Genomic DNA, 25242 nt, shown 5'->3' with positions numbered 1-25242 from the left:
GTCGGCCTGCCATCGTGCAAGCCATTTGTAGCCTGTGTCGGGATGGATATTGAACCGTCGACAGAGCTCCCGTCGGTTCGCTCCCTCCTGCATCGCAAGCCGAACGAACTCCCGCCGCTGATCCATCACCGACACCTCTCGCCAGGGCATGGACTTGGCCTCCCACGCTGCCAAATCCGTGCACTATGATGTGTCGGCTATGTCCCCGAACACCCGTCGGTCATGTCCCCGGGCTGAACATCAAGCCGGGCGATGACAGTTGGGGTGAGGAGGGCAGCACATGATCGACCACATCTCCGTCGGCGTCAGCGATCTCGATCGCTCCGCAACATTCTACGAGGCGACGCTCGCCGCCCTCGGCCTCACGCGTCTCGTCACGCGGCCGCGCACGGTCGGTTTTGGCAAGGCCTATCCTGAATTCTGGATCAACTTGCGCGAGGGCATGCCGCGCGTAGCCCCGGAGAGCGGCGTGCACATCTGCCTGCGGGCGAAGACGACGGCCGAGGTCGATGCGTTTCACGTCGCAGCGCTGTCCGCCGGCGGCGCATCCGACGGCGCGCCGGGCATCCGCCCGCACGATCGCGTGCGCTATTACGCGGCCTTCGTCGTCGATCCCGACGGCAACCGGATCGAGGCGGTGACGTTTCCCGCGGAGTAGGGCGTCAGAGCTTGCGCGCGACTTCCGGAGCGAGCTCTTTTTCCGCCTCGGCGAGCTTTGCCACGGCGGTCTTCAGCTTCGGCAGGATCTCCTCGACCCGATCGGCCTTGAGGATGTCCACCGAGAGGCCGGCACGGATGAACTCGGTCTGGCGCATGTGCGACAGCAGCGAGAACAGCGGCTCCCAGAAATTGTCGAAATTGGCGAGCAGCACGGGCTTGGCGTGACGGCCGAGCTGTTTCCAGGTCAACTGCTCGACCAGCTCCTCCAGCGTGCCGACACCGCCCGGCAGCGCCACGAAGGCGTCCGAGCGTTCGAACATCAGCCGCTTGCGCTCATGCATGTCGGGGGTGACGATCATCTCCTGCACGCGCGTCAGCGCATTCTCGCGCATCCGCAGGAATTCGGGGATGATGCCGGTGACGGTGCCGCCGTTATCGAGGACGGAGGTTGCGACCGAGCCCATCAGGCCGAGCGAGCCGCCGCCATAGACCAGGCGGATGTTGTTCTCGGCGAGCGCCTTGCCGAACGCCTTGGCGCCTTCGGTGAAGCGGGGATTGGTTCCGGGGCCGGAGCCGCAATAGACGCAAACGGTTTTGATCGTGCTCATTGGTGCCATGATGCATTGCAGCGAAGAGGCGTCAAGTCCAATCGGTGATTCGGACCTCCCGGAAATCTACCGGTAAATGGCGACAAACAATCAAAGATTCGCCATCTGGCGGGGTGCGCTCGCCCCCGGAAGCTTCTATATGACGAACGAAAATCGTTAATCGCAGCGCGCCCGCATCCGGCGGGCTTTCAGGCTTCTTGATGGACCAACCTCATTCGCCGCCCGGCGCCGACGTGCCAGATCCCGCCGGCGGGCCGCTCGAGCGGGCCACCCTGATGGGCACGCTGGCGCACCTGTGGCCCTATATCTGGCCGGGCGACCGCTTCGACCTGAAGATGCGCGTGGTCTGGTCGATGGTGCTGCTGCTCGCCGCCAAGCTGATCACGCTGACGGTGCCATTCAGCTTCAAATGGGCGACCGATGCGCTGACCGGCGCCAACACCGCGCCGGTGCTGCCCGACAACTGGCACCTCTGGGTGATCGCCTCGCCATTGCTGCTGACCGCCAGTTACGGCGCGACGCGCATCCTGATGGCGGTGCTGACGCAATGGCGCGACGGCCTCTTCGCGCGCGTCGCCATGCATGCGGTGCGCAAGCTCGCCACCATCACCTTCATTCACATGCACGAGCTGTCGCTGCGCTTCCACCTCGAGCGCAAGACCGGCGGCCTGACGCGCGTGCTCGAGCGCGGCCGCGAGGGCATCGAGGTCATCGTGCGCATGGTGATTCTCCAGCTAATCCCGACCATCGTCGAGGTTTCGCTGCTCCTGGCCGTGCTGCTCTGGCAGTTCGACTGGCGCTACGTGGTGGCGACGCTGATCACGGTCGCGGTCTACATGTACTACACCTACATCGCGACCGAGTGGCGGATCGGCATCCGCCGCAAGATGAACGATTCCGACACCGAGGCGAACACCAAGGCGATCGACTCGCTGCTCAACTACGAGACCGTGAAATATTTCGGCGCCGAGGCGCGCGAGGCGCAGCGCTACGACCGCTCGGTCGCGCGCTACGAGGAGTCGAGCGTCCAGGCCTATACGTCGCTCGCGGTGCTCAACACCGGCCAGGCCGTGATCTTCACGCTGGGTCTGACCGCGACCATGCTGATGTGCGCGATCGGCGTGCGCGACGGCACCAACACGGTCGGCGATTTCGTGCTGGTCAACGCCATGATGATCCAGCTCTACCAGCCCCTGAACTTCATGGGCATGGTCTATCGCGAGATCAAGCAGGCGATCATCGACATCGAGAAGATGTTTGGCGTGCTGGGACGCGAGGCCGAGATCAAGGACGCGCCCGACGCGCTGCCGCTGGTCGTCTCCGCAGGCAATCTGCGTTTCGAGGACGTGCGCTTCGCCTATGAGCCGGCGCGTCCGATCCTGAAGGGCATCAGCTTCGAGGTGCCGGCCGGCAAGACGGTCGCGATCGTCGGTCCGTCGGGCGCCGGCAAGTCGACCATCTCGCGGCTCCTGTTCCGCCTCTACGACATCTCCGGCGGCAGGATCCTGATCGACGGCCAGGATATCCGCGAGGTCACGCAGGCGAGCTTGCGCGCTTCCATCGGCATGGTGCCGCAGGACACCGTGCTGTTCAACGACACCATCCGCTACAACATCCGCTACGGCCGCTGGGACGCCAGCGATGCCGAGGTCGAGCAGGCGGCGCAGCTGGCGCAGATCGACACTTTCATCCGCATGGCGCCAAAGGGCTATGAGGCCCAGGTCGGCGAGCGCGGCCTGAAACTGTCGGGCGGCGAGAAGCAGCGCGTCGCGATCGCGCGCACCGTCTTGAAGGCGCCGCCGATCCTGGTGCTGGACGAGGCGACCTCCGCGCTGGACACCCACACCGAGCACGAGATCCAGGGCGCTCTCGACCGCGTGGCGAAGAACCGCACCTCGCTGGTGATCGCGCACCGGCTTTCGACCATCGTCGGCGCCGACGAGATCATCGTGCTGGAGCAGGGCCGGATTGCCGAGCGTGGCACCCACGCAAAGCTGCTTGCGCAGGGCGGCCTCTATGCCAGCATGTGGAACAGGCAGCGCGAGGCGGAGGCCGCGCGCGAGAAGCTGGCCAAGATGGCCGATACCAGCGAGGCGCCCAACCGGGAGCCGCCGCCGGTCGAGGACGTCCTGACGACGCCTGCGGCTGCGGAGTGACCTTGTCTCCGGTCCCAACTCTGGCCTAAACAACTCCACCGCGCGGGACGACCTGCGCCATCAACCCTGAGCGGCAGATAGCGATGTCCATTCTCGATTCGATCCAGCGTCAGATCCCGCCGATCCACAAGGAGGGCTATCCCTTCATCGGCGGCTTTGCGCTGGCAAGCCTGGTCCTGTTCTGGCTGTGGTCGCCGTTGGGGTGGATTGGCACCATCCTCACCGTGTGGTGCGCGCTGTTCTTCCGCGACCCCGTGCGGGTGACGCCGGTGCGCGAGGGGCTGGTGGTGTCGCCGGCCGACGGCCGCGTCTCGATGATCACCATGGCGCTGCCGCCGGCCGAGCTCGGGCTCGGCGACCGGCCGCTGCCGCGCATCTCGGTGTTCATGAGCGTATTCAACTGCCACGTGAACCGCAGCCCGATCGCGGGCAGGGTGGACCGCATCGCCTACCGGCCCGGCCTCTTCATCAATGCCGAGCTCGACAAGGCGAGCGAGGACAACGAGCGCAACTCGCTGGTGATCACGACGCCCACGGCGCGGATCGGCGTGGTCCAGATCGCAGGCCTGATCGCCAAGCGCATCGTCTGCTTCGTCAGGGAGGGCCAGGCGATCGGCGCCGGCGAGCGGTTCGGCCTGATCCGCTTCGGCTCGCGCCTCGACGTCTATCTGCCTGTCGGCACCAAGGCGCTGGTGTCGGAAGGGCAGACCGCGATCGCCGGCGAGACGATTTTGGCCGATCTGGCCGGCGAGGACCCGAGCCGCGCCTACCGTGCCAATTAACCAATAAGTCGGTCCATGAGGGCCTTCCGCCGCAATGGCGGAGGGGGACGCGGCTTGCTATATCTCGCCTCAAGGTGAGGACGAGCCATGACGCCCTATGATTTCAAAGACCCTGACGTTCGCCGCCGGCGGTTCCGCCCGATTCCGGTGCGGATGCTGGTGCCCAACGTCATCACGCTGCTGGCGATCTGCGCGGGCCTGACGTCGATCCGGCTGTCGATCGAGGGACGGATGTCGCTCGCCGTCTATGCCATCGTGTTCGCGGCCGCGCTGGACGGCATCGACGGCCGCATCGCGCGCATGATCAAGGGCCAGTCCAAGTTCGGGGCCGAGCTCGACAGCCTCGCCGACTTCGTCAATTTCGGCGTCGCGCCCGGACTGATGCTGTATTTCTGGCAATTGCACGAGCTCGGCAATGCCGGCTGGATCGCCGCGATGGTGTTCGCGATCTCCGGCGGCCTGCGTCTCGCGCGCTTCAACGCCACCATGGACGATCCCAACAAGCCGGCCTTCGCCGCCAACTTCTTCACCGGCGTGCCGGCGCCCGCGGGCGCGATCACGGTGCTGCTGCCGATCTACGCCGCGTTCCTCGATCTCGGCCGCGCGCCCGCGGCGGTGACGGCGGCCTATACGCTGCTGATCGCCTTCCTGATGGTGTCGCGCCTGCCGGTGTTCTCCGGCAAGACCAAGCGCATGCGCGTGCCGCCCGAGCTGGTGCTGCCGGCCTTCGTCGCGGTGATCGTCTTCATCGCTATCCTGATCGCCTATCCCTGGCACGTGCTGTCGATCGGCACGGTGTTGTATCTTCTCGCTTTGCCGCTCGGCTACAAATCCTATCGCGACCAGGCGCGCGCGATGGAGGCCGCCACGCCTGCGGGAGGCGAGGTCTCCTCGCCGCCTTCGGCGCCGACGCTGGCAAACCTGTCCGAGCCGCCACACGACGACGACCGGCCCGGACGGCTGCACTAGAGCGTGACGAGATTTGGCTGAAACCTCATCGCGCTTTAGGCCGTTGTTTGAGCATGATCTTTTCGGAAAACCGCTGCGCACTTTTCTGGATCATGCACTGAGCGTTTTTCGCGGATATCTGCCATGAAGGCGCGCTGAGTTGGGTTGAGGCCCGATCTCGGCTATATCGCCCTGTGCCGGCGGCATCGCGTCAATCAGCCGCCAATCTGGGAGAGAACGCCGTGACGAATACTGCAACCGGGCCGCTGCCCGCTTCCGTCCTTGAAGCGCTGGGCCGCTATGATACGCCGACGATCTGCAATGCCATGGAGATCGTGGCGCCCGAGCGGCGGCTGATCGGCTACACCACCAAGCAGCTGGTCTGTCCGTTCCCCGACCTGCCGCCGATCGTCGGCTATGCCCGCACGGTTGCGATCCGCTCGGTGCTGAAATCCTCGCTGCCTGCCGAAGAGCAGTCGAAGCGCCGCATCGAATATTACGAATATGTCGGCACCGGACACGGGCCGCGCATCTCGGTGATCCAGGACATCGACGGCCCCGACGTCGGCTACGGCGCGTTCTGGGGCGAGGTGCAGAGCAACGTGCATAAGGCGCTCGGCTGCCTCGGCGTCATCACCGATGGCTCGATCCGCGACATCCCGCAATGGGCCCCTGGCTTCCAGGCGCTGGCCGGCTCGATCGGCCCGTCGCATGCCTGGGTACATGCCGAGAGCTTCGGCGGCGAAGTCCGCGTCGCCGGCATGACCGTGAAGTCCGATGATCTCATCCATGCCGATCAGCACGGCGCCATCGTGATCCCGCTCGACGTCGCCGCAAGGCTGCCGGAAGCCGCCGAGCTCTGCGGCCGCCGCGAGACCCCGATCCTGGAGATCGCCCGCAGCCCCGACTTCTCGCTGGAGAAGCTGAAGGCCGCGCTGAAGCGCTCGGCGGAGATTCACTGAGCCTGCAGCTTACGGCTGCGATGCCGGCCGTGGGCCGTCCTGTTCCATCAGGAACAGGGCAGCCTGATCCGGCTCGCCGAACATTGCGGCGGCACATCCGATCAGGGTAAAGCCGCCGGCAAGATCCCACAGCGTGATGCCTTCGGCATGGCCGGTGACGTGAAGCAGGCGTGCTGCGATCACCGTGAAAGCGGCTTCGACAAAGAGCAGGGCGCTGAACGCCGGTAGGACCAGTTCCGGCTCGAGCAGATGAAGCGCCAGAACCGCAGGAAGCGCGGTGAGAAGACTGAACAGCGTCAACATTGCAAATCGGCTCCTGCGATGGAGCATGCCGCACCGGCCATAGAATACTGTATGATTCCTGGTCACGGATGTGGCCTAGGGCCGCAGTCGGAGGGCCTGCGATGAAGATGAATGACAAGACGGTCCTGATCACGGGCTCGACCGACGGCGTCGGCCGCTACGTCGCGCGCCGGCTGGCGGCCGAGGGCGCGAAGGTCCTGATCCACGGCCGCGATGCGGCGCGCGCAAAGACGCTGATCGACGAGATCGTGAAAGCCGGTCATGCCGCGCCGATCTTCTACCAGGCGGACCTGTCGTCGATGTCGGGCACGCGCGCACTCGCGGAAGCCGTGAAACGTGATCACCAGCGTCTCGACGGCTTCGTCAGCAACGCCGGCATCGGCTCGCAGAATGACGGGCCGCAGCGTCAGGTCAGCGCCGATGGTCATGAGCTGCGCTTTGCCGTCAATTATCTCTCCGGCTTCCTCCTCGCCCATCTCCTGCTGCCGCTGCTGAAGGCCGCGGCGCCGTCGCGCATCGTCAACGTCGCCTCGCTCGGCCAGCATCCGATCGACTTCGACGACGTCATGATCACCAAGGGCTATAGCGGCTCGCGCGCCTATGCGCAGAGCAAGCTCGCGCAGATCATGTTCACGATCGATTTCGCCGAGGAAGTGAAGGGCGCGGGTGTCACCGTGAACTCGCTGCATCCGGCGACCTATATGAACACCACCATGGTGCGGGCCGGCGGCATTACGCCGATCTCGACGGTGGAGCAGGGCGGTGCGGCGATCCTGCGCCTCGTCGAGGGCGACGACGTCGCAGGCAAGAGCGGATTGTTCTTCAACGGCATGAACGAGGCGCGCGCCAATCCGCAAGCCTACGACGCCGACGCGCGCAAGCGTCTGCGCGCGCTCAGCCTGGAGCTGGTGGGCATCTCGTCCTAGCCCCACGCAAACATGGTTAGCGAAGTGTTGAGATTCCTGCCGGCGGCCGGCAAGTCCGGCGCACGTGGCGCGCCTTCGCCACGCTGTCCCGACTTAACCTTTACGCGGCTTTAAGGGCGGCGCTCTAGGGTTTCCGATGCGGTTCGGGGTTGGGCCGCGCCAGCGGCCAGGACGGCCGTTGTTGCGTACGCGTTTGGAGTCTCTCATGGATATCATGACGGGCGTTGGGCTCACGGCGGGCATCATCGTCATCGCAGCGATGATCTTCATGGGCGGCGACCTCCACATGTTCATCTCCGAACATGCGATGATCATCATCTTCGGCGGCTCGATCTCCGCCACCATGATCCGCTTTCCGCTCAGCGCGCTCCTGCACGGCCTTCCGCTCGGCGCCAAGTTCGCCTTCACCATGAGCCGGCTGTCGGCGCACGACCTCGTCGACGAGCTCGCCCGCATCGCCGAGATCGCCCGCAAGCAGGGCCCGGTGGGTCTCGAAAAGGTCGAGACCGACGAGCCGTTTCTCGCCAAGGGCATCCGCTATGTCGCCGACGGTTACGACCTCGATTTCATCCGCGACAATCTCGAGCGCGATCGCGACAACTTCCTGATGCACCTCGACGAGGGCAGCAAGATCTATCGCGCCATCGGCGACTGCGCCCCGGCCTTCGGCATGATCGGCACCCTGATCGGCATGGTGCAGATGTTCGCGAACATGACCGACCCTTCCAAGCTCGGCCCGTTCATGGCGACCGCGCTGCTCGCAACGCTCTACGGCGCGCTCGTCGCGAACCTGTTCTGCCTGCCGATCGCCGACAAGCTGCACGGCAAGCTGCTGGATGAGGAGACCAACCGCACCCTGATCATCGACGGCATCCTGATGATCCGCGACTCCAAGAGCCCGACGCTGGTGCGCGAAATGCTGCTGGCCTATCTACCGGAGAAGCACCGCCACGCCGATGGCGAGCCGGTGCCGGCGTAACGCCGCCCGCCGGGACAGACAGACATGGCCAAGAAGAAGCGCGGCGATGCTCACGGGGGCGGTCACGGCTGGTTCGTGACCTTCGCCGATTTGATGGGCCTGATGATGAGCTTCTTCGTGATGCTCGTCGCATTCTCGACGCAGGACGCCAACAAGCTGAAGATCGTCGCCGGCTCGATGCGCGACGCCTTCGGCGTGCAGAGCGAGGCGCGCTACGCCGGCATCGTCGAATCCGACGGCCTGCCGACGCGCCCGCGGCTGAAGAACGTCGACCATATCCAGCCCGAGGATGCCTCCAACACGCCGACCCCGGACCAGGAAGACCGCGACCGCACGTCGGGGGCGAAGATCAAGGTCGATCGCAATTTCGCGCTCGCCGCGGCCTCGCTGCGGCAGGCCCTGCAGGACATGCCGGAACTGACCGAGATGTCCAAGCACATCATGTTCGAGGAGACCAAGCAGGGTCTCAATCTCGAAATCGTCGACCAGGACGGCCGCTCGATGTTCGCCGACGGCTCCAAGGTGCCCTATGACCGCACCCGCCGCCTGGTCGAGAAGCTGGCGATTCCGCTCAAGGCCACGCCGCTTCGCGTCTCCATCGCCGGCCACACCGCCGCCGGTTTCGTGCCGACCCGCAGCGACTACGGTGCCTTCGATCTGTCGGCCGACCGCGCCAATGCCGTGCGGCAGATCCTCGAGCGCGAGGGCCTGCCGGCCTCGCACATCTTCGCCGTCTCCGGCAAGGCAGACACCCAGCCGCTGTTTCCGGACGATCCCTCGCTGGCCGCCAACCGGCGCGTGACCATCACCCTGATGCGCGAAGACCCGCCGCTGCCGCCGAATTTGAAGCCGTAGGGCATGATCCGGACCCGAAGGGCCGCGCGGGCGCACTTGCGCTACCATCTTACCTGAGGCATGTCGTCGCGCTGGCGACGAGCGTGGCCGCGCCGTCACAGCATTCGGCTCAGCGCCTGCTAAGGTGGGGTGCCGATTGACAGGCGCGCCGGAAGCGTCAAAAGGCGCCGGATCAAATTCAGGGACGAAGCGTTTTCCACCTTCATGACGGCGAGCATCACACAGGCCGAGACCCAGGACGGGCCGGTCACCTCAGGCTTTTGGGCGCTTACGCTCGGGAGCATCGGTGTCGTTTTCGGCGACATCGGCACCTCGCCGCTCTACGCATTCCACGAGGCGGTGCGGGGCGCGGCCCATGGTGAGCCGGTCACGCGAGCCATGGTGCTCGGCGTGCTCTCGCTGATCCTGTGGGCGCTGCTGATCGTTGTCACCGCCAAATACGTCCTGCTGCTCTTGCGCGCCGACAACAACGGGGAGGGCGGCACGCTCTCGCTGATGGCGCTCGGCCAGCGCGCGCTGGGGCGGCGCAGCTGGTTCCTGCTCGCGCTCGGCGTGGTCGGCGCCTCCATGTTCATCGGCGATTCCATGATTACGCCGGCGATCTCGGTGCTGTCGGCGGTCGAGGGCCTGAAGCTCGTGACCCCCGCGTTCGAGCACTATGTGGTGCCGCTCACCGTCATCATCCTGGTGATGCTGTTCGCGGTGCAAAGCAAGGGCACTGCGCTGGTGGCCTCGGCCTTCGGGCCGGTGATGGTGATCTGGTTCACCGTTATTGCGGTGATGGGCGCCGTCCACATCGCCGACGATCCGTCGGTGCTCGCCGCGATCAATCCCTATTACGCGCTGCAATTCCTGCTGTCGCACGGCACGATCGGCCTGGTGACGCTGGGCGCCGTGTTCCTGGCGGTGACCGGCGGCGAGGCGCTCTACGCCGATCTCGGCCATTTCGGCCGCAAGCCGATCCAGGCGGCCTGGATGTTCTTCGTGCTGCCCTCGCTCTTGATCAACTATTTCGGCCAGGGCGCGCTGGTGCTGTCCGATCCGAGCGCGATCGAGCATTCCTTCTACCGCATGGTGCCCGAGCATCTGGTGCTGCCGCTGGTCGGTCTTGCGACCGCCGCGACCGTGATCGCGAGCCAGGCCGTGATCACCGGCGCGTATTCGCTGGTCTATCAGGCGGTGCAGCTCGGCCTGCTGCCGCGCTTCGAGGTGCGCTACACCTCCGAAAGCCATGCCGGTCAGATCTATCTGCCGCGCGTGAACCGGCTGCTGCTGATCGGCGTGATGCTGCTGGTGCTGTTGTTCCACACCCCCAGCAATCTGGCTTCGGCCTATGGCATCGCGGTCTCCACCACCATGGTCGCCGACGGCATCATGGGCTTCGTCGTGATCTGGAAATTGTGGAACTGGCGCGCGGCGACGGCTGCGGTAGTGATCCTGCCCTTCGTCGTCGTGGACATGAGCTTCTTCAGCGCCAATCTGCTCAAGCTGCTCGAAGGCGCCTGGGTGCCGCTGCTGTTCGGCGCGGCCATGGCAGGGACGATCTGGACCTGGCGCAAGGGGACCGGCATTCTGCTCCAGAAGACGCGCCGGATCGAGGTGCCGCTGGACGATCTGATCCGGAGCCTGGAGAAGCGGCCGCCGCATATCGTCAAGGGCACCGCGGTGTTCCTGACCAGCGATCCTTCCTTCGTGCCGACCGCGCTGCTGCACAACCTCAAGCACAACAAGGTGCTGCACGAGCACAACGTGGTCCTGACCATCGAGACCGCGCATACGCCGCGGGTCGATCTGTCCGAGCGCTTCCGCATGGAGAAGATCAGCGACAAGTTCTCCAAGGTCCGCCTGCGCTTCGGCTTCATGGAGCAGCCGAACGTGCCCAAGGCGCTCGCGATCGCGCGCAAGCAGGGCTGGCAGTTCGACATCATGTCGACATCGTTCTTCGTGTCGCGACGATCGCTGAAGGCCTCGGCGCAGTCGGGCATGCCGCTCTGGCAGGACCATCTGTTCATCGCGCTGAGCCGGTCCGCCAACGACGCCACCGACTATTTTCAGATTCCCACGGGGCGGGTGGTTGAAGTCGGCACGCAAGTCACCATTTGAACGCAATCGCCGGACCTATGCGAAATTTGCATGGCGAGGGCCCATAAACGGGCTAGGCTATGCCGGCAGCGCAGGACTATAAGCCCGCGCTCTTCCGCCGTTGTGCAGTGAAGCATTTTTAGAGGCCACCGGGCTCTCCCATGACAAGCGACGTAGCAGTTCCCGCCCCGGAAACGGCGGCGGCCAATGGCCATGGCGAGGCCCACACCACGGCCGGTTTCGGTGCGCTGACGCTCGGCAGCATCGGCGTGGTCTATGGCGACATCGGCACCAGCCCACTCTACGCGTTCCGTGAGGCGGTGACGGCGGCCTCCTCGGGCACCGAGGGGCTCGCCACGCCGGCGGCCGTGCTCGGCGTGCTCTCCCTGATCCTCTGGGCGCTCATCGTCGTGGTGACGCTCAAATACGTCGTGATCCTGCTCCGCGCCGACAACAACGGCGAGGGCGGCACGCTGGCGCTGATGGCGCTGGCCCAGCGCGCGGTCGGCACCGGCGGGGCAACCATCGTCCTGCTCGGCATCATATCCGGCGCCCTGTTCTACGGCGACGCCGTCATCACCCCCGCGCTTTCGGTGCTGTCGGCGATCGAAGGCATGAAGGACGTCACGCTGCATTTCGAGCCTTACATCGTGCCGCTGACCGTGATCATCCTGGTCGGCCTGTTCGCCGTGCAGTCGCGCGGCACCGCTCGCGTCGCGGCCTTTTTCGGCCCGATCATGTGCGTCTGGTTCGCGGTCATTTCGGTGGCGGCGATCCATCCGATCATCCAGCAGCCGCAGGTGCTGTTCGCGCTGAATCCGCTCTACGCCGTGTCCTTCATGCTTCACCACGGCATCATCGGCTTCGTGACGCTGGGCGCGGTGTTCCTGGCAGTCACGGGTGCGGAGGCGCTCTATGCCGATCTCGGCCATTTCGGCAAGCGGCCGATCCAGACCGCCTGGCTGTTCATCGTGCTGCCGTCGTTGGCGCTGAATTATCTGGGGCAGGGGGCGCTCGTGCTCGGCGATCCCGGAGCGATCGAGAGCCCGTTCTTCCAATTGTTTCCGCAAGGCTGGATCCGCGGCGCCATGGTCGTGCTCGCCACCGCCGCCACCGTCATCGCAAGCCAGGCCGTCATCACCGGCGCCTATTCGCTGACGCGCCAGGCGATCCAGCTCGGGCTGCTGCCGCGTTTTGAAATTCGCCATACGTCTGAAGCCCATTCCGGCCAGATCTTCATCCCGCGCATCAACCAGCTCCTGCTGGTCGCGGTGGTGCTCCTGGTGCTGCTGTTCCGCTCCTCCAGCGCGCTGGCGTCCGCCTACGGCATCTCCGTCACCGGCACCATGGTGGTCACCGCGATGATGGGCTTTGTCGTGATCTGGAAGGTCTGGCGGTGGTCGCCGCTCGCGGCGGCCGCGCTGATCGCGCCCTTCCTGTTCCTCGACCTGACCTTCCTGGCCGCCAACCTGCTCAAGGTGTTCGAAGGCGGCTGGGTTCCGCTCGCGCTCGGCGCGCTCATGATCATCCTGATGTACACGTGGCGGCGCGGCAGCCGGCTGCTGTTCGAGAAGTCGCGCAAGCTCGAGTTCCCGCTCGCCGACCTCGTTGCGATGCTGGAGAAGCGGCCGCCGCAGCGCGTGCCCGGAACCGCCGTGTTCCTGACCTCGGACCCGCTCAGCGCCCCGACCGCGCTGATGCATAGTCTGAAACACTACAAAGTGCTGCACGAGAAGAACGTCATTCTCACCATCGAGACTGCGCAGACCCCGCGGATCGACCCCGCCGAGCGCGTCAGGCTGGAGCAGATCTCACCGACCTTCTCCAAGGTGACGCTGAAGTTCGGCTTCATGGAATCGCCCAACGTGCCGAAGGCGCTGGCGATCGCCCGCAAGCTCGGCTGGCAGTTCGACATCATGTCGACCTCGTTCTTCCTGTCCCGCAGGGCGCTCAAGCCTGCCGTCCATTCCGGCATGCCACGCTGGCAGGACCGGCTGTTCATCTCGCTCAGCCGCTCCGCCAACGACGCCACCGACTATTTCCAGATCCCTAGCGGCCGCGTGGTTGAGGTCGGAACGCAGGTGACGATCTAATCCTCCATTTGAACGCCGCGCTTCAAGTCGCTGCGATTTAGCTTTAACTTGCGCCGCGCGGCTCAAGCCATTGTAGCGCTTGATTTTCGCCGCCCGAGAGGCGAGGTTGCCGCCCGCCGGGATCGCCCCGGCTGCGGCTCGCGACGTTGGAGGATGATGTGGCAAATCAAGTACAGGATCTGACCCCGGACGAGGTCTCCAAGGGTGTCGCGGAGGGCCGCTATCTGCTCGTCGACGTCCGCGAGCCGAACGAGGTCGAGGCCGAGGCCTATCCCTACGGCGTCGTGGTTCCGCTCTCGACCTTCGACCCCAAGGCGATCCCCGATCCCCAAGGCAAGGAGGTCGTGTTCGCCTGCCGCTCGGGCAAGCGCTCGGTGACGGCCTCGCTCGCGGCGCAGGCGGCGGGCCTGCCTTACGACAAGCATCTCGCCGGCGGCATGCTCGGCTGGAAGGCGGCGGGTCTTCCCAGCAAGGTCGGTGGCTGATCCGGCCGATGTCCAAGAGCTCGTCCCTCAACAAGGTCTTCGCCGACCTTCCCGTCACCATCTTCGAGGCGATGTCGCAGGCCGCCCGCGACAACGGCGCCATCAATCTCGGCCAGGGCTTTCCTGACGATCCCGGCCCCGAGGACATCCGCCGCGCCGCGGCCGACGCCTCGCTGAACGGCTACAACCAGTACCCGTCGATGATGGGCCTGCCGGAGCTGCGCCAGGCGATCGCGACCCATTACGGCCACTGGCACGGCCTCAAGCTCGATCCGATGAGCGAGGTGATGGTCACCTCCGGCGGCACCGAGGCGCTGACCTCGGCCATCCTCGCGGTGGTCCAGCCCGGCGACGAGGTGGTGTGCTTCCAGCCGGTCTATGATTCCTACCTGCCGATCATCCGCCAGGCCGGCGGCATTCCGCGCCTGGTACGGCTCGAACCGCCGCACTGGCGGCTGAACGAGGACATGCTGAAAAGCGTCTTCAATTCAAAGACCAAGGCGGTGCTGTTCAACAATCCCTTAAATCCTTCCGCAGTGGTCTATCCGCGCGAGGACCTCGAGCTGCTCGCGCGCTACTGCCAGGAGTTCGACGTCATCGCGATCTGCGACGAGGTCTGGGAGCACGTCACCTTCGACGAGCACAAGCACATCCCGCTGATCACCATCCCCGGCATGCGCGAGCGCACCATCAAGGTCGGCTCGGCCGGCAAGATCTTCTCGCTGACGGGGTGGAAGATCGGCTTCGTCTGCGCCGCGCCGCCGCTGCTGCGGGTGGCGGCCAAGGTGCACCAGTTCCTGACTTTCACCACCGCGCCGAACCTGCAGGCCGCCGTCGCCTACGGCCTCGGCAAGTCCGACGACTATTTCCTGTCGATGCGGAAAGACCTGACGCGGAGCAGGGACCGCCTGACCAAGGGCCTCGAAAGCCTCGGCTTCCCTGTGCTGAAGTCGCAAGGGACCTACTTCCTCACCGTCGACCTGTCGCCGCTCGGGCTCAACGAGAGCGATACCGAGTTCTGCTGGCGGATCGTTAGGGATTACAAGGTCGCGGCGATCCCGGTCTCGGCGTTCTACGAGCAGGACCCGGTGACCTCGGTGGTGCGCTTCTGCTTTGCCAAGAAGGACCAGACGCTCGACACCGCGCTGGAGCGGCTGTCGGACGCGGTGCGTGGACGCAAGAGGTAGATTTGAGATGACGAACGTCAGCCGCTCCAGGCTTTGCCTTGGTTTTGCGATCGCCGCAGCGCTGACGTTCCTTTCGGCCCCAGCCGGGGCAGAGGAGCGCGTCGTCAACTTCTACAACTGGTCCAACTACATGGCACCAGATGTCCTTGAGGCCTTCACCAAGGAGACCGGCATCAAGGTCGTCTACGACACCTTCGACGCCAACGAGACGCTGGAGACGCGCCTGATGGCCGGCAAGTCCGGCTACGACGTGGTGGTGCCCACGGCCTATTTCCTCCAGCGCCAGATCAAGGCCAACATCTTCCAGAAGCTCGACAAGTCGAAGCTGCCGAACCTGAGCAATGCCTGGCCGGTGGTGACGCAGCGCCTCGGCATCTACGATCCCGGCAACGTCTACGCCGCCAACTACATGTGGGGCACCACGGGCATCGGCTACAACGTCGCCAAGGTGAAGCAGATCCTGGGCGCAGACGCCAAGATCGACAGCTGGGACATCGTCTTCAAGCCGGAGAACCTCGCCAAGTTCAAAGACTGCGGCGTGCACATGCTCGACTCCGCCGACGACATCTTTCCGGCGGCGCTGAGCTATCTCGGGCTCGATCCGAACTCGACCAAGCAGGCGGACCTCGAGAAGGCGGCCGACATCGTGGCGAAGGTTCGCCCGTCGGTGCGAAAATTTCACTCGTCCGAATATCTGAGCGCGCTCGCCACCGGCGAGATCTGCTTCGTGGTCGGCTGGTCCGGCGACATCATGCAGGCCCGCGCTCGCGCGGCCGAGGCCAAGAGCGGCGTCGAGATCGGCTACACGATCCCGAAGGAGGGCGCGCAGATGTTCTTCGACAATCTCGCGATCCCCGCGGATGCCAAGAACGTCAAGGAGGCCTACGAGCTGATCAACTATCTCTACCGCCCGGACGTGGCCGCCAAGAACTCGGACTTCCTGTCCTACGCCAACGGCAACCTCGCCAGCCAGAAGCTGGTCGATCCGAAGATTTTGAACGACAAGAACATCTATCCGGACGAGGCGACGCTCGCAAAGCTGTTCGTCATCACGGCGCGCGAGCCGGCGACCCAGCGGATCATCAACCGGCTGTGGACGAAGGTGAAGACCGGGCGGTAGACGGGCTGAGACGGAGCAGACGCTCCCCTTGCTCAGTCGTCATGCCCGGGCTTGTCCCGGGCATCCACGTCCTTCCTGCAGCGTGGTGACGCTTGGATGGCCGGGTCAAGCCCGGCCATGACGGACAGAGTTCTACCGCCACCTGCGGTGCAGCCACAGCCACTGCTCGGGATGCTCGCGCACCCAGCTCTCCACCACGTTGGTGATCGCCTGCGTCGTGCCCTGGATGTCGATCTTGCCGTCGGCATCGCGGACCGGCTGGACTTCCTCCGTCAATTCCGCGGCGAAACGGCCGCCGGGCTTGCGGATGACGCGGACGCCGTGGATCGGGCATTCGACCTGGCGCAGGAGGCGCGCCAGCATCGGATTGGCGCGGGTCTTGCGGCCGAAGAAGGTGACCTCGACGCCACCGGTCAGATACTGGTCGATCAGCATGGCGACGTGCTTGCCGTCCTTCAGCGCCTGCGCGAGCCGCAGCGGCGCATCGCGCCCCGCCGGGATCAGAGTGCCCATGTTGACCTGGCGCATCTCCTTGATGATGCGGTCGGCAGACGCAATGTTCGGCCGGCGGTAGAGGATCGCTGCATCGAGGCCATGCGCGACGGCGGCGAGCGCGGGCAATTCCCAGTTGGCCAGATGCGCGGCGAAGATCAGCGCCGGCTTGCCGTCGTCGCGGATGTGGTCGAACAGCTCGATGCTGCGCTTGGGTAATTCGATCCGGCTCACTTCCGGATGGTCGCGGTCGTAATCCCAGACGTGGTCCATATGGGCAAATTCGGCGCCGACGCGGCCGAGATTGTCCCAGACGCCCATCAGGATCTGTTCGATCTCTTCGGGCGACTTCTCCGGGAAGGCGGCGGTGAGATTGGCGCGGCCTATGCGGTGCTCGCGCAGGCGCGGGCCGATCAGCTTCACAACGCGTGAGAAGAAGTCCGAGGTCTTGACCGGATCGAAATAGCGCGTGGTGCGCAGCATGCCGACGGTGGCGGCGCCGATCAGGCTGCCGCCGATCGATTTGGCAGCCTCCCGCGCGCGGGCCTTCGTGCTCGCAGTCAGCAGCGCCATGCGTCCGGTCAGGCCGGTTCGCGGGTCAGGATCAGCGAGGCGTTCTGGCCGCCGAAGCCGAACGAGTTCGACATCACCGCGGTGACGCGCGCATCGCGCGCCTTGTTGCCGACGACGTCGAACAGGATCGTGGGATCCGGGGTCTCGTAGTTGATCGTCGGCGGGATGCGCTGATGCTCGAGGGTGAGCAGCGAGAAGATCGCTTCCACGGCGCCTGCGGCCGAGATGGTGTGGCCGACCATCGATTTGTTGGAGGTGACCGGGATCTTCTGCGCGAGCTCGCCGAACACGGCCGATGTCGTGTTGAACTCCATCTTGTCGTTTTCGGGCGTCGCGGTGCCGTGCGCGTTGATGTGGTCGATCTGGTCCGGGGTCATGCCGGCATCGGCCAGCGTCTTGTTCATGCAGCCGATGATCGGCTTGCCGTCGGGCGAGGAGCGGGTGCGATGGAAGGAATCGGTGAGCTCGCCGCAGCCCGCGATCACACCGAGGATCTTTGCGCCGCGCGCAGTCGCCGCTTCATAGCTTTCCAGCACCAGCGCGCCGGCGCCTTCGGCCATGACGAAGCCGTCGCGATTCTTGGAGAAGGGGCGGGAGGCCGCCTGCGGCGGATCGTTCTGGGTGGACAGCGCCGAGAGCAGCGAGAAGCGCACCAGCGCTTCCGGGTTCACCGTGCCGTCGGTTGCGACGCACAGCGCGGCATCGGTCTCGCCGCGGCGGATCGCCTCGACGCCGAGCTGGATCGAGGTCGCGCCCGAGGCGCAGGCCGTCGACAGCGAGATCGGCGAGCCCTTGGTGCCGAAAGTCTCGGCGAGATAGGCTGCGACCGAGCCGAACATGAAGCGGTGATGATAGGCGCTGTACTTGCCGCCGCCGGAGATGCGCAGCAGATCGTCGTAGGTGAAATCCTGTGCGCCGACGGCGCGGCCGAGCTCGCGGCGCTGCGGCCATTCGACTTCGACCGGCGCGACTGCGAGGAAGAGGGGACCCGGGAAATCGGCGTTGGCGCCGATGCCGGCCTGCTCGAGCGCCTCCTGCGTGACTATCTCGGCCATCCGCTCGGACAGGCCGGTGGAGGAGAACGGATCGACGCTGACGAAATCGACCGTGCCGGCCATCGTCGTCTTCAGGCCGTCGACCGGAAAGCGCGTGATGGTGCGGATGCCGGATTCGCCGGCGACGAGTTTCGCCCAATTGTCGGCCTTGCCGGCGCCGAGCGAGGTCATGATGCCCATGCCGGTGACGACGACGACGGGACGCCCGAATTTGTCGCGTGGTGCAGTCATGTCGATCCCCCGCTAGAGCTAGCTCACGGCCTCGACCAGCGCCATGCCTTCGCCGCGCCAGTGTCCGGCCCCCACGACCACAATCTGGGTGGGCGCCCCCTGCATTTCAATCTCGGTCCCCGTGGAATCGTTCGGCGGGAACAGCGCGCCGCGCGAGATCGAGAGCGCGGCGAGCGCGATTCCGAGCGGGAATTGCGTCTCCATGGTGTGTCCGAACATCGTGCCGGTCGAGCGCACCGGGAAATCGGCGTGGTCCTTCAGGAAGCCGCGCTCCTCGGATGTCGCGGGCTCTGCGCCGGTCGCGCCCGTGATGATCGCGCCCTTGCCCTCGCGCTTCGGCAGCTTGGCCCAAAGCTTCTCCAGCGTCGCGGCCATGTCGCCGGGCTGCTTGCGCCGGGCAAGATCGGCCACCACGCTCGACAGTTTTGCGAACGGCTTGGCGCCGCGGGCTTCCGCGTGCGCGCGCGACTCCAGCACCAGGAAGGCACCGGCCGAGCCGAGCGCGAAGCCGGCGTGGTCCTTGCGCGCCCAGACGGGCGCGAATTTGTCCTTCAGGTTGAAGTCGCCGAATTCGTAGAGGACCATGAGGTCCTTGCGCTCGCCATTATGCGAGCCGCCGATCAGGGCGATGTCGCTCTCGCCCGAGGCGATGCGCGCAAGTGCGATGCGCGCCGCATCGGCGCCCGCGACCTCTTCGCCCATGAAGGTGCGCGAGGTGCCGCCAAGCCCGTGCACGATGGCGATGTTGCCGGCGAGGAGATTGGAGAGCTGGGCCAGAAACAGCGTTGGCCTGAGATCGCTCATCAGGCGCTCGTTGAGGAAGCCGGGCGCATTCGCCCCCTTGGCCTCGGCCGTGAGCACGCCGGTGTCGACGTTGAGATCGCGCTCGCCGCCGCCGGCGGCCACGACCATGTCGATCTTCGACAGGATGTCCTTGTTGCCCTTGATCCCCGCGGAGTCGAGCGCGAGGCCCGCGGCATAGGTGCCGATGCGCTGCCAGGCTTCCATCTGGCGCTGGTCGCCCTTCTTCGGGATCTGGGTGTCGAAGGTAACCGGCATCAGGGGATGCACGATGTAGGGCGCAAAGCCCTTCTCGTCGACATTGATGCGCTTTTCCTGGAGCGCGGCCCAGTTGGCGTCGAGGCCCTCGCCGAGCGAGGTGGCAAGGCCAATGCCGGTGATCCAGACTTCCGTCTGGCCGGGCTTCGAAGCGGTGTCGGTCATGGCGATACGGCCTGTTGCGGAAAGCCGACGCGCTCGGCGACTTTCGCCATGTATCCGCGCATGTCCGCATTGGGGAAGGGGATCAGCGTGAAGGTGAGCGCCGAATTCGCGCGCAGCTTGCCGCCGACCTTGATCTTGGCTTCGGTCATGGCGTAGCCCGAGCCCTCATGGGTGAGGCTCGCCTCGATGCTCATGAGATCGCCGGGGAATACCGAGCCGCGCACCTTGGCCTCCTTGACGGCGGCCAGGATCGGCATGCGCTCGAACTTGAACACGCCGAGCTGAAGCCAGCCCGAGGCCTGCGCCATCGATTCGATCAGGAGCACGCCGGGCATCAAGGGATAGCCCGGGAAGTGCCCCTCGAAGATGGTGCTTTCCTTCGGGACCTGGGCCTCGACGACGATCCTCTTCTCGTCGACCCTGAGGTCGACGATGCGATCGATCATGTGGAAGTATTCGAGTTGCATGGCCGCCCGATTAGGCGCTCGCGCCCTTGGCTGCAACCAGCTCGTCGATGCGCGCGCACAGGTTCTTCAGCACGAAATATTGTTCGGTGGTCGCTTTGCCGTCGTTGACCTCCTGGGTCCACTTTTCCAGCGGCAGCTTGATGCCGAACTGCTTGTCGATCGCAAAGGCGATATCAAGGAAATCGAGGCTGTCGATGCCGAGGTCATCGATGGCGTGGCTATCCGGCGTGATCGTGTCGCGCGGGATGTCGCAGGTTTCAGCGATGATCGTAGCGACCTGATCGAATGTGGAGGACATCACTAAGCCTTTGATATATTGCGGATATTTGTCAGATGTTCCAGAGTGGCATGGCGGGTGGGCATCGCGCCCCTGATGACGCCCTCAACCCCCCTCTGGCCGGGTCGAGAGCCCGTATATCGGAGCGCCGCCCTGAGTTCAATGGAGCCGGACAGGCCAAAGGGGACAGCAAGGGACGGAGCTGGGGATGCCTGCCGGAGCCTCTTTTCGCGAGGGACGATCGCGCAGGACTGGGAAGCCTGGGGCGCTCTGCCTCCACAGCGTCATGGCCGGGCATCGTCCCGGCCATCCACGCCTTGCCTTGCAACACAAAGAACGTGGATGCCCGGGCCTTCGCCGCGCCGAAGCGGCTTCTGCCGCGCAGGCGGGACAAGCCCGGGCATGACGACCTCCGGGGAGGCGGGCGTGCCTAGATGAGCGGCGTCGTGATCTTGGCACAGTCGCGGCGGCCCATCAGCACGCAATCCTGGGTCCGGCGCAGGTCGGCGATGCTCACGGCAAGCCAGATCCCGATCGCGGTCAGCGCGATGGTGAAGGCGAGCGCGGCGATGTTGGCGAGCATGCGGTGGCGGAAATCGTCCGGCTCGGTGCGAGGCTGCTCGTAGCGCGACAGGTCGAGCGGCTTGGGCGCGCCGCGCAGCGGCTGCACGGTGCCGTTGCCCCGGTGGACCGTCGGGGAGGGTGAGGTGCGCGGCCTGAACTGGAGCACCCGGTGCTCCTCATCAGAGCTTATGGGCCGCTGGGATTTCATGGTGCGAGGATCACTCCGAAGCAGCGGTTTTTGATAGCATACGTGGTGAACGCGTTGCAGAAAATCTTCTCAACGCGTACGTGCATTGCGCTTTTGCACGCCCTCTTCGCGAAGGCCCGCGACGGATCGCGAAAGCGGTCGTCATGCCGGTGTCAGGATGCGCGGGGTTGCGCTGCAAAACAGCCATGGCGCCTGCCGTGCCCGGTCCTGAGAACATCGGCTTGTGATCTCCCTGTCGGGGCCGAACGCATTTTGTCGCCGCAAGGCCCATGGCATAATCAGGGAACCCGGACGACCGTTTGCAACCAACAATGAGGGCCCCTCGACCATGACCACGAACGCGCGCGAGCCGAGGGTTCATCCCGTGCCGATCCTGTCGCTTCGGCCGACGCAAATGACGGTCGGCATGCGAGAGGTCAAGGAGAAGCGCAAGCGCTGGCGCGAGCACGATCGCAGGAAGCAGGCCGATCTGCTCGGCAAGCACATGATCCCCGTCGTGTACGGGCCGGACGAGCGCTACTACGTGATCGACCATCATCATCTCGGCCGCGCATTGCACGACGAGGGCGTCAAGGAGGTGCTGGTGACCGTCGTCGGCGACCTCAGGATGGTCGAGCGCGAGGCCTTCTGGGGCGTGATGGACAACAAGCGCTGGGTCTACCCTTACGATTCCAAGGGGGAGAGGCGGCAGTTCCGGGACCTGCCGAAATCGGTTGCCGATCTCAAGGACGATCCTTTCCGCAGCCTTGCCGGCGAGCTCCGCCGCCTGGGCGGCTTCGCCAAGGACACCACGCCGTTCTCCGAATTCCTGTGGGCGGACTTTCTGCGCCGTAAACTGTCGCGCAAGGCGGTGGATGCCGATTTCGACAAGGCGCTCGAGAAGGCCATGTCTGCGGCCAAGAGCAAGGATGCGATCTATCTGCCCGGCTGGTGCGGGCCGGCGTCGGACGATTGACGGCGTCCCGCGTCTCTCGGATGTCACGGGTGGGGGGTGGGGTGTTGATGGACCGGCGCTCATTCCTGCTGGCGTCTTGTGCCGCAATGGCGTCGTCGAGGCCCGGTCACGCAGATGACCTTGACGACCTATCGGCCCGGCTGGCGTCCGAGGCAAAAATCTGTGCGGTGTCCGCTACCGTCCTGAGAAACGGACACGAGGCGCGGCGGCTATCGGTGTCCGGTTGCGGGACCGATCCGGGCCCTGTCGCTGTCTTTCAAGCCGCGTCTTTGTCGAAGCCGGTTGTGGCCTACATCGTGCTTCAAATGGCGCGGCGAGGAAAGTTGTCGCTGGACAGCCCGCTCAACGAGATATTTCCCGACGGATATTTGCACCGGCAAAACATCTTCGCTCTGAGGGAAGCTCCCGTTGTCGACACGGTTCCGGTCGAAGTCTTGCGCGCCATAACACCGCGGGCGCTGCTGTCTCATAGTGCCGGCTTTCCGAACTGGGCTTCCAAGGGACCGTTGACGCCGAATTTTGCCCCAGGTGCGCGCTGGCAGTACTCCGGCGAAGGATACGTGCTGCTCCAGCGCATGCTCGAAGCCGTGACCGAACGTCCTCTCCAGCAACTGGCCGAGCAGGAGGTGTTCGCTCCGATTGGACTGACCAACACCGCGTTCAAGCTCACGCCGGCGATCCAACCAAACCTCGTTTCGGGGACGCCTCGCCAACTCCGCTTTCCCTATGAGATCGCGGCCGGCTCGCTGTACACCTCGGCGAACGACTACGCACGCTTCATGGCCGCCGTGCTCGGCGATGAACAATTGCTCGCGCTGATCACGCGCGATCCGGTGAGACTCCAGGCGCCACGTCTTTCCTGGGGGCTGGGATGGGGGATCGAGGAGAGAGGGCGTTCGGCCTCGATTTGGCACTGGGGCAGCAATCCCGGCTTTCGCTCGCTCGCAATGGCCGATCTTGAATCACGCGATGCAGTTGTCGTGCTGACCTCGTCCGAGGCCGGGATGCCGTTGGCCAAGGCGATCTTGAATTCCGTTTTGCCCGGAGATCATCCGGGGCTCGAGCTGGACCTGGTGCGATAGAGCTGCAATTGCTCCTTGCGACGCATCGCATCGTCGTGCGACTCGATGGATGGCGACGGCTCGCATCAGTCGCGCTGGTAGATCTTGGCGCCCGGGTAGACGCGCCGGGCGTACGTGACGACCAGCGCGCGGTCCTGGGTTTCCAGGAAGGGCGTTCGGATCTGACACGATCCGACAATGAGGTGCCGCAGACCATTGAGCTTTCGGATGACGACGTTCATTTGAGTATTCCTCGAAGACTCTGCATTCCAGCGCAGTCTTGCGATTCACGATCGCGGCCGCAGGCGTAAAATTCCCAGCGCCGCTCCCGTTCCGCTGCAAGACACTGCCACCATTATTAGTTGGTTACGGCATGCGGCCCTGTAAGCCGGATCTCATCACAGCTGCTTGAGCGAAATCATTTTCCGCGCCCATGAAACCATCCTGAAACAGAGCCGTCCCTACCGTTGGGAGTAGTCGAGCTCACACAGGAGGCCGAAATGCGCCGTCTGGTTTTCGGAATTGCCTTGCTCGCGGTTGCCTCAGCAGGCATCTCGGCGTCGTTCGCCGCAGTTCACCACGCCAAGACGTTGACATTTTCCGAGCGCTTTGCCCCTGCGCTCGAGTTGATGGCGACGCGATAGCGGCGTAGAGCGTCGCAGCCGCGATTCAATCACTTTGGCTGTTGCGGTCCCGGCGAGGACAGCAGGCGCTCGATCTCCGCGGCCGCCTCGCCGTCGCGTGCCTTCTGCAACAGCGTGTGGCGCTCGGCGCCGGCCGGCAGCTTTCTGGCGGCGGCGCGGGCTTCTTGCGTGAACTTGTCCAGGCGCTCCTGGAGCGACAGAGACGATCGCGTGCGGTTGCGTTTCTTGGTCATGGTTTTGCCTTTCCGACACACCGAGCCAACCATGTGGACGCGAGCGGCGTCCTTAACTTTTGTTGGAACCGGGGGCGCGGATCGCGGGTTTCATTCCGGCCGGCGCCCAGCGCGCCATGATTCGAATTCATGCGAACGGAGCGACTTCGCGTGCCCAGCGATACGATCCGTGCTGCGCTTGTCAGGCGTTTGCGCATCTCTTCCGGCATCTCGGAGGAGGATGTCAGGGAAATCGAAGCGCTTCCGATCGCGGTGAGACAGTATCCGGCGGAAACGCCCGTGGTGAGAGATGGCGAGCGGGCCACCGAATGCTGCCTGATTGTCGAGGGATTTTGTGCACGCTCCAAGACGATCGCGAGCGGGAAGCGACAGATTCTCTCCCTGCACATTCCCGGCGAGATCCCGGACCTGATGAGCCTGTTCCTGCACGTGATGGACCATGAGCTCTCGACGCTGACGCCGTGCACGCTGGGCTTCATCAGCCACGATACCCTGCGAAAATTGCACCAACGCAGGCCGGTCGTCGCCGAGATGTTTTGGCGGGACACGCTGATCGACGCCGCGATGTTTCGCGAATGGATCGTCAATGTCGGCCAGCGTCCGGCGCCTGCGCGCCTCGCCCATGTCATGATCGAGCTGCGCGAGCGCCTCAGGGTCATCGGTCGCGTGGACGACAACAATTTCGAGATGCCGCTGACCCAGGAGCAGATCGGGGAGGCCCTGGGGATCACGGCGGTCCACGCCAACCGGGTGATCAAGCAGTTGCGCCAGGATGGCATCGTCGAATTTCAGCGCGGCCGCGTCACCGTACTCGACGAGGCTCGATTTCTGGAACTCGCGGATTTCGACGGTCGTTATCTCCACCAGTCGCCGACGCTTTGAGCCGCCCGATGCCGCGATTCCATTAGGAGGGGGCGCCGTTCCTGAAAGTGTCGATTACGCTGGATGTCGAGGAAGCCTAGGCGGCAGACCGGGTCGAACGTGCGGCCCAACGGCGCAGGTGAACTTGACGTATCGCAAACCGACGTCGGTGCCGGCCGCTAAGGTCCGCCGGCATGACAGCCGAACCAGCATTGCGCTCCCGCGTCGCCAGGTGGGCTCCGGATCATGCG

Annotated in this window: 28 protein-coding genes; 17 read left to right on the top strand and 11 right to left on the bottom strand. The window is 65.0% G+C overall.

Going from position 1 to position 25242, the window contains the following annotated elements:
• A partial coding sequence (locus A3M7_RS46230) for a helix-turn-helix domain-containing protein (RefSeq protein WP_156936829.1) occupies window positions 1–150 on the bottom strand: 150 nt, incomplete at its 3' end.
• 130 nt (window positions 151–280) lie between these two features.
• On the opposite strand from A3M7_RS46230, the gene A3M7_RS0106915 reads away from it, so the two are divergent.
• Window positions 281–658, top strand: a complete 378-nt coding sequence (locus A3M7_RS0106915) for a VOC family protein (protein WP_027543268.1) — start codon at window positions 281–283, stop codon at window positions 656–658.
• A gap of 4 nt (window positions 659–662) precedes the next feature.
• Here the strand turns inward: A3M7_RS0106915 and A3M7_RS0106910 are convergent, their stop codons facing one another.
• Window positions 663–1268 carry a TIGR00730 family Rossman fold protein gene (locus tag A3M7_RS0106910; RefSeq protein WP_027543267.1) on the bottom strand — a complete coding sequence of 202 codons (606 nt, stop codon included), beginning with the start codon at window positions 1266–1268 and terminating at the stop codon, window positions 663–665.
• A gap of 200 nt (window positions 1269–1468) precedes the next feature.
• Here A3M7_RS0106910 and A3M7_RS0106905 point away from each other — a divergent pair, with 200 nt between their 5' ends.
• From A3M7_RS0106905 to A3M7_RS0106890, 4 genes are all read left to right on the top strand, one after another.
• Complete coding sequence (locus A3M7_RS0106905; protein WP_027543266.1) at window positions 1469–3424, top strand: ABC transporter ATP-binding protein/permease; 1956 nt, start codon at window positions 1469–1471, stop codon at window positions 3422–3424.
• A 77-nt stretch (window positions 3425–3501) separates the two neighbouring features.
• A complete protein-coding gene (locus A3M7_RS0106900; RefSeq protein WP_256374855.1) occupies window positions 3502–4206 on the top strand; it encodes a phosphatidylserine decarboxylase in 705 nt (234 codons plus the stop codon).
• An 87-nt stretch (window positions 4207–4293) separates the two neighbouring features.
• Entirely contained in the window at window positions 4294–5175 is an 882-nt protein-coding gene (locus A3M7_RS0106895) for a phosphatidylcholine/phosphatidylserine synthase (RefSeq protein WP_027543264.1), read from the top strand.
• Between the two features lie 221 nt (window positions 5176–5396).
• Complete coding sequence (locus tag A3M7_RS0106890; RefSeq protein ID WP_027543263.1) at window positions 5397–6116, top strand: RraA family protein; 720 nt, start codon at window positions 5397–5399, stop codon at window positions 6114–6116.
• A 9-nt stretch (window positions 6117–6125) separates the two neighbouring features.
• Here the strand turns inward: A3M7_RS0106890 and A3M7_RS0106885 are convergent, their stop codons facing one another.
• Window positions 6126–6419, bottom strand: a complete 294-nt coding sequence (locus A3M7_RS0106885; RefSeq protein ID WP_027543262.1) for a hypothetical protein — start codon at window positions 6417–6419, stop codon at window positions 6126–6128.
• 101 nt (window positions 6420–6520) lie between these two features.
• Between A3M7_RS0106885 and A3M7_RS0106880 the strand changes: the two genes are divergently transcribed.
• From A3M7_RS0106880 to A3M7_RS0106845, 8 genes are all read left to right on the top strand, one after another.
• Window positions 6521–7345 (top strand): SDR family NAD(P)-dependent oxidoreductase, encoded by an 825-nt coding sequence (locus tag A3M7_RS0106880; RefSeq protein WP_027543261.1) that lies wholly within the window; start codon window positions 6521–6523, stop codon window positions 7343–7345.
• A gap of 205 nt (window positions 7346–7550) precedes the next feature.
• On the top strand, window positions 7551–8324 hold the full coding sequence (locus tag A3M7_RS0106875; RefSeq protein WP_027543260.1) for a motility protein A: 774 nt from the start codon (window positions 7551–7553) through the stop codon (window positions 8322–8324).
• Window positions 8325–8348: 24 nt separating this feature from the next.
• Window positions 8349–9179, top strand: a complete 831-nt coding sequence (locus A3M7_RS0106870; protein ID WP_011086582.1) for a flagellar motor protein MotB — start codon at window positions 8349–8351, stop codon at window positions 9177–9179.
• Window positions 9180–9383: 204 nt separating this feature from the next.
• Window positions 9384–11282, top strand: a complete 1899-nt coding sequence (locus A3M7_RS0106865; protein WP_027543259.1) for a potassium transporter Kup — start codon at window positions 9384–9386, stop codon at window positions 11280–11282.
• Window positions 11283–11422: 140 nt separating this feature from the next.
• A complete protein-coding gene (locus A3M7_RS0106860; RefSeq protein WP_027543258.1) occupies window positions 11423–13354 on the top strand; it encodes a potassium transporter Kup in 1932 nt (643 codons plus the stop codon).
• Between the two features lie 158 nt (window positions 13355–13512).
• Window positions 13513–13839 carry a rhodanese-like domain-containing protein gene (locus A3M7_RS0106855; RefSeq protein ID WP_008139644.1) on the top strand — a complete coding sequence of 109 codons (327 nt, stop codon included), beginning with the start codon at window positions 13513–13515 and terminating at the stop codon, window positions 13837–13839.
• Between the two features lie 8 nt (window positions 13840–13847).
• On the top strand, window positions 13848–15026 hold the full coding sequence (locus tag A3M7_RS0106850; protein ID WP_027543257.1) for an aminotransferase: 1179 nt from the start codon (window positions 13848–13850) through the stop codon (window positions 15024–15026).
• 7 nt (window positions 15027–15033) lie between these two features.
• Window positions 15034–16146, top strand: coding sequence for a polyamine ABC transporter substrate-binding protein (locus A3M7_RS0106845; RefSeq protein WP_027543256.1), 1113 nt, complete (start codon window positions 15034–15036; stop codon window positions 16144–16146).
• Between the two features lie 132 nt (window positions 16147–16278).
• Here A3M7_RS0106845 and A3M7_RS0106840 read toward each other — a convergent pair whose 3' ends face one another.
• From A3M7_RS0106840 to A3M7_RS0106815, 6 genes are all read right to left on the bottom strand, one after another.
• Complete coding sequence (locus tag A3M7_RS0106840) at window positions 16279–17211, bottom strand: lipid A biosynthesis lauroyl acyltransferase (protein ID WP_027543255.1); 933 nt, start codon at window positions 17209–17211, stop codon at window positions 16279–16281.
• 8 nt (window positions 17212–17219) lie between these two features.
• Window positions 17220–18497, bottom strand: a complete 1278-nt coding sequence (locus tag A3M7_RS0106835) for a beta-ketoacyl-ACP synthase (RefSeq protein WP_027543254.1) — start codon at window positions 18495–18497, stop codon at window positions 17220–17222.
• An 18-nt stretch (window positions 18498–18515) separates the two neighbouring features.
• The gene (locus A3M7_RS0106830) at window positions 18516–19721 is read right to left on the bottom strand and encodes a beta-ketoacyl-ACP synthase (RefSeq protein WP_027543253.1); all 1206 of its coding nucleotides are present in this window, start codon (window positions 19719–19721) and stop codon (window positions 18516–18518) included.
• Window positions 19718–20188 (bottom strand): 3-hydroxyacyl-ACP dehydratase FabZ family protein, encoded by a 471-nt coding sequence (locus A3M7_RS0106825; protein WP_027543252.1) that lies wholly within the window; start codon window positions 20186–20188, stop codon window positions 19718–19720. The genes A3M7_RS0106830 and A3M7_RS0106825 overlap by 4 nt, the downstream gene beginning before the upstream one ends.
• A 10-nt stretch (window positions 20189–20198) precedes the next feature.
• A complete protein-coding gene (locus tag A3M7_RS0106820; RefSeq protein ID WP_007592476.1) occupies window positions 20199–20486 on the bottom strand; it encodes an acyl carrier protein in 288 nt (95 codons plus the stop codon).
• A gap of 409 nt (window positions 20487–20895) precedes the next feature.
• Complete coding sequence (locus tag A3M7_RS0106815; RefSeq protein ID WP_027543251.1) at window positions 20896–21237, bottom strand: hypothetical protein; 342 nt, start codon at window positions 21235–21237, stop codon at window positions 20896–20898.
• A 328-nt stretch (window positions 21238–21565) separates the two neighbouring features.
• On the opposite strand from A3M7_RS0106815, the gene A3M7_RS0106810 reads away from it, so the two are divergent.
• Together A3M7_RS0106810 and A3M7_RS43770 are read left to right on the top strand one after the other, a co-directional pair.
• Complete coding sequence (locus tag A3M7_RS0106810; RefSeq protein ID WP_027543250.1) at window positions 21566–22192, top strand: ParB-like protein; 627 nt, start codon at window positions 21566–21568, stop codon at window positions 22190–22192.
• A 47-nt stretch (window positions 22193–22239) separates the two neighbouring features.
• The gene (locus tag A3M7_RS43770; protein WP_198033712.1) at window positions 22240–23274 is read left to right on the top strand and encodes a serine hydrolase; all 1035 of its coding nucleotides are present in this window, start codon (window positions 22240–22242) and stop codon (window positions 23272–23274) included.
• 65 nt (window positions 23275–23339) lie between these two features.
• Here A3M7_RS43770 and A3M7_RS49575 read toward each other — a convergent pair whose 3' ends face one another.
• Window positions 23340–23495, bottom strand: a complete 156-nt coding sequence (locus A3M7_RS49575) for a hypothetical protein (RefSeq protein ID WP_198033711.1) — start codon at window positions 23493–23495, stop codon at window positions 23340–23342.
• 258 nt (window positions 23496–23753) lie between these two features.
• Between A3M7_RS49575 and A3M7_RS49570 the strand changes: the two genes are divergently transcribed.
• A complete protein-coding gene (locus tag A3M7_RS49570) occupies window positions 23754–23897 on the top strand; it encodes a hypothetical protein (protein WP_198033710.1) in 144 nt (47 codons plus the stop codon).
• Window positions 23898–23926: 29 nt separating this feature from the next.
• Here A3M7_RS49570 and A3M7_RS0106790 read toward each other — a convergent pair whose 3' ends face one another.
• A complete protein-coding gene (locus A3M7_RS0106790) occupies window positions 23927–24130 on the bottom strand; it encodes a hypothetical protein (protein ID WP_027543249.1) in 204 nt (67 codons plus the stop codon).
• Window positions 24131–24280: 150 nt separating this feature from the next.
• Here A3M7_RS0106790 and A3M7_RS0106785 point away from each other — a divergent pair, with 150 nt between their 5' ends.
• On the top strand, window positions 24281–25012 hold the full coding sequence (locus A3M7_RS0106785; RefSeq protein WP_027543248.1) for a Crp/Fnr family transcriptional regulator: 732 nt from the start codon (window positions 24281–24283) through the stop codon (window positions 25010–25012).
• The last annotated feature ends 230 nt before the right edge of the window (window positions 25013–25242 follow it).

It is taken from the genome of Bradyrhizobium sp. WSM2254 (genome assembly GCF_000472645.1).
Taxonomy (GTDB): Bacteria; Pseudomonadota; Alphaproteobacteria; order Rhizobiales; family Xanthobacteraceae; genus Bradyrhizobium; species Bradyrhizobium niftali.
This window is presented reverse-complemented; position numbering and strand designations above follow the sequence as displayed.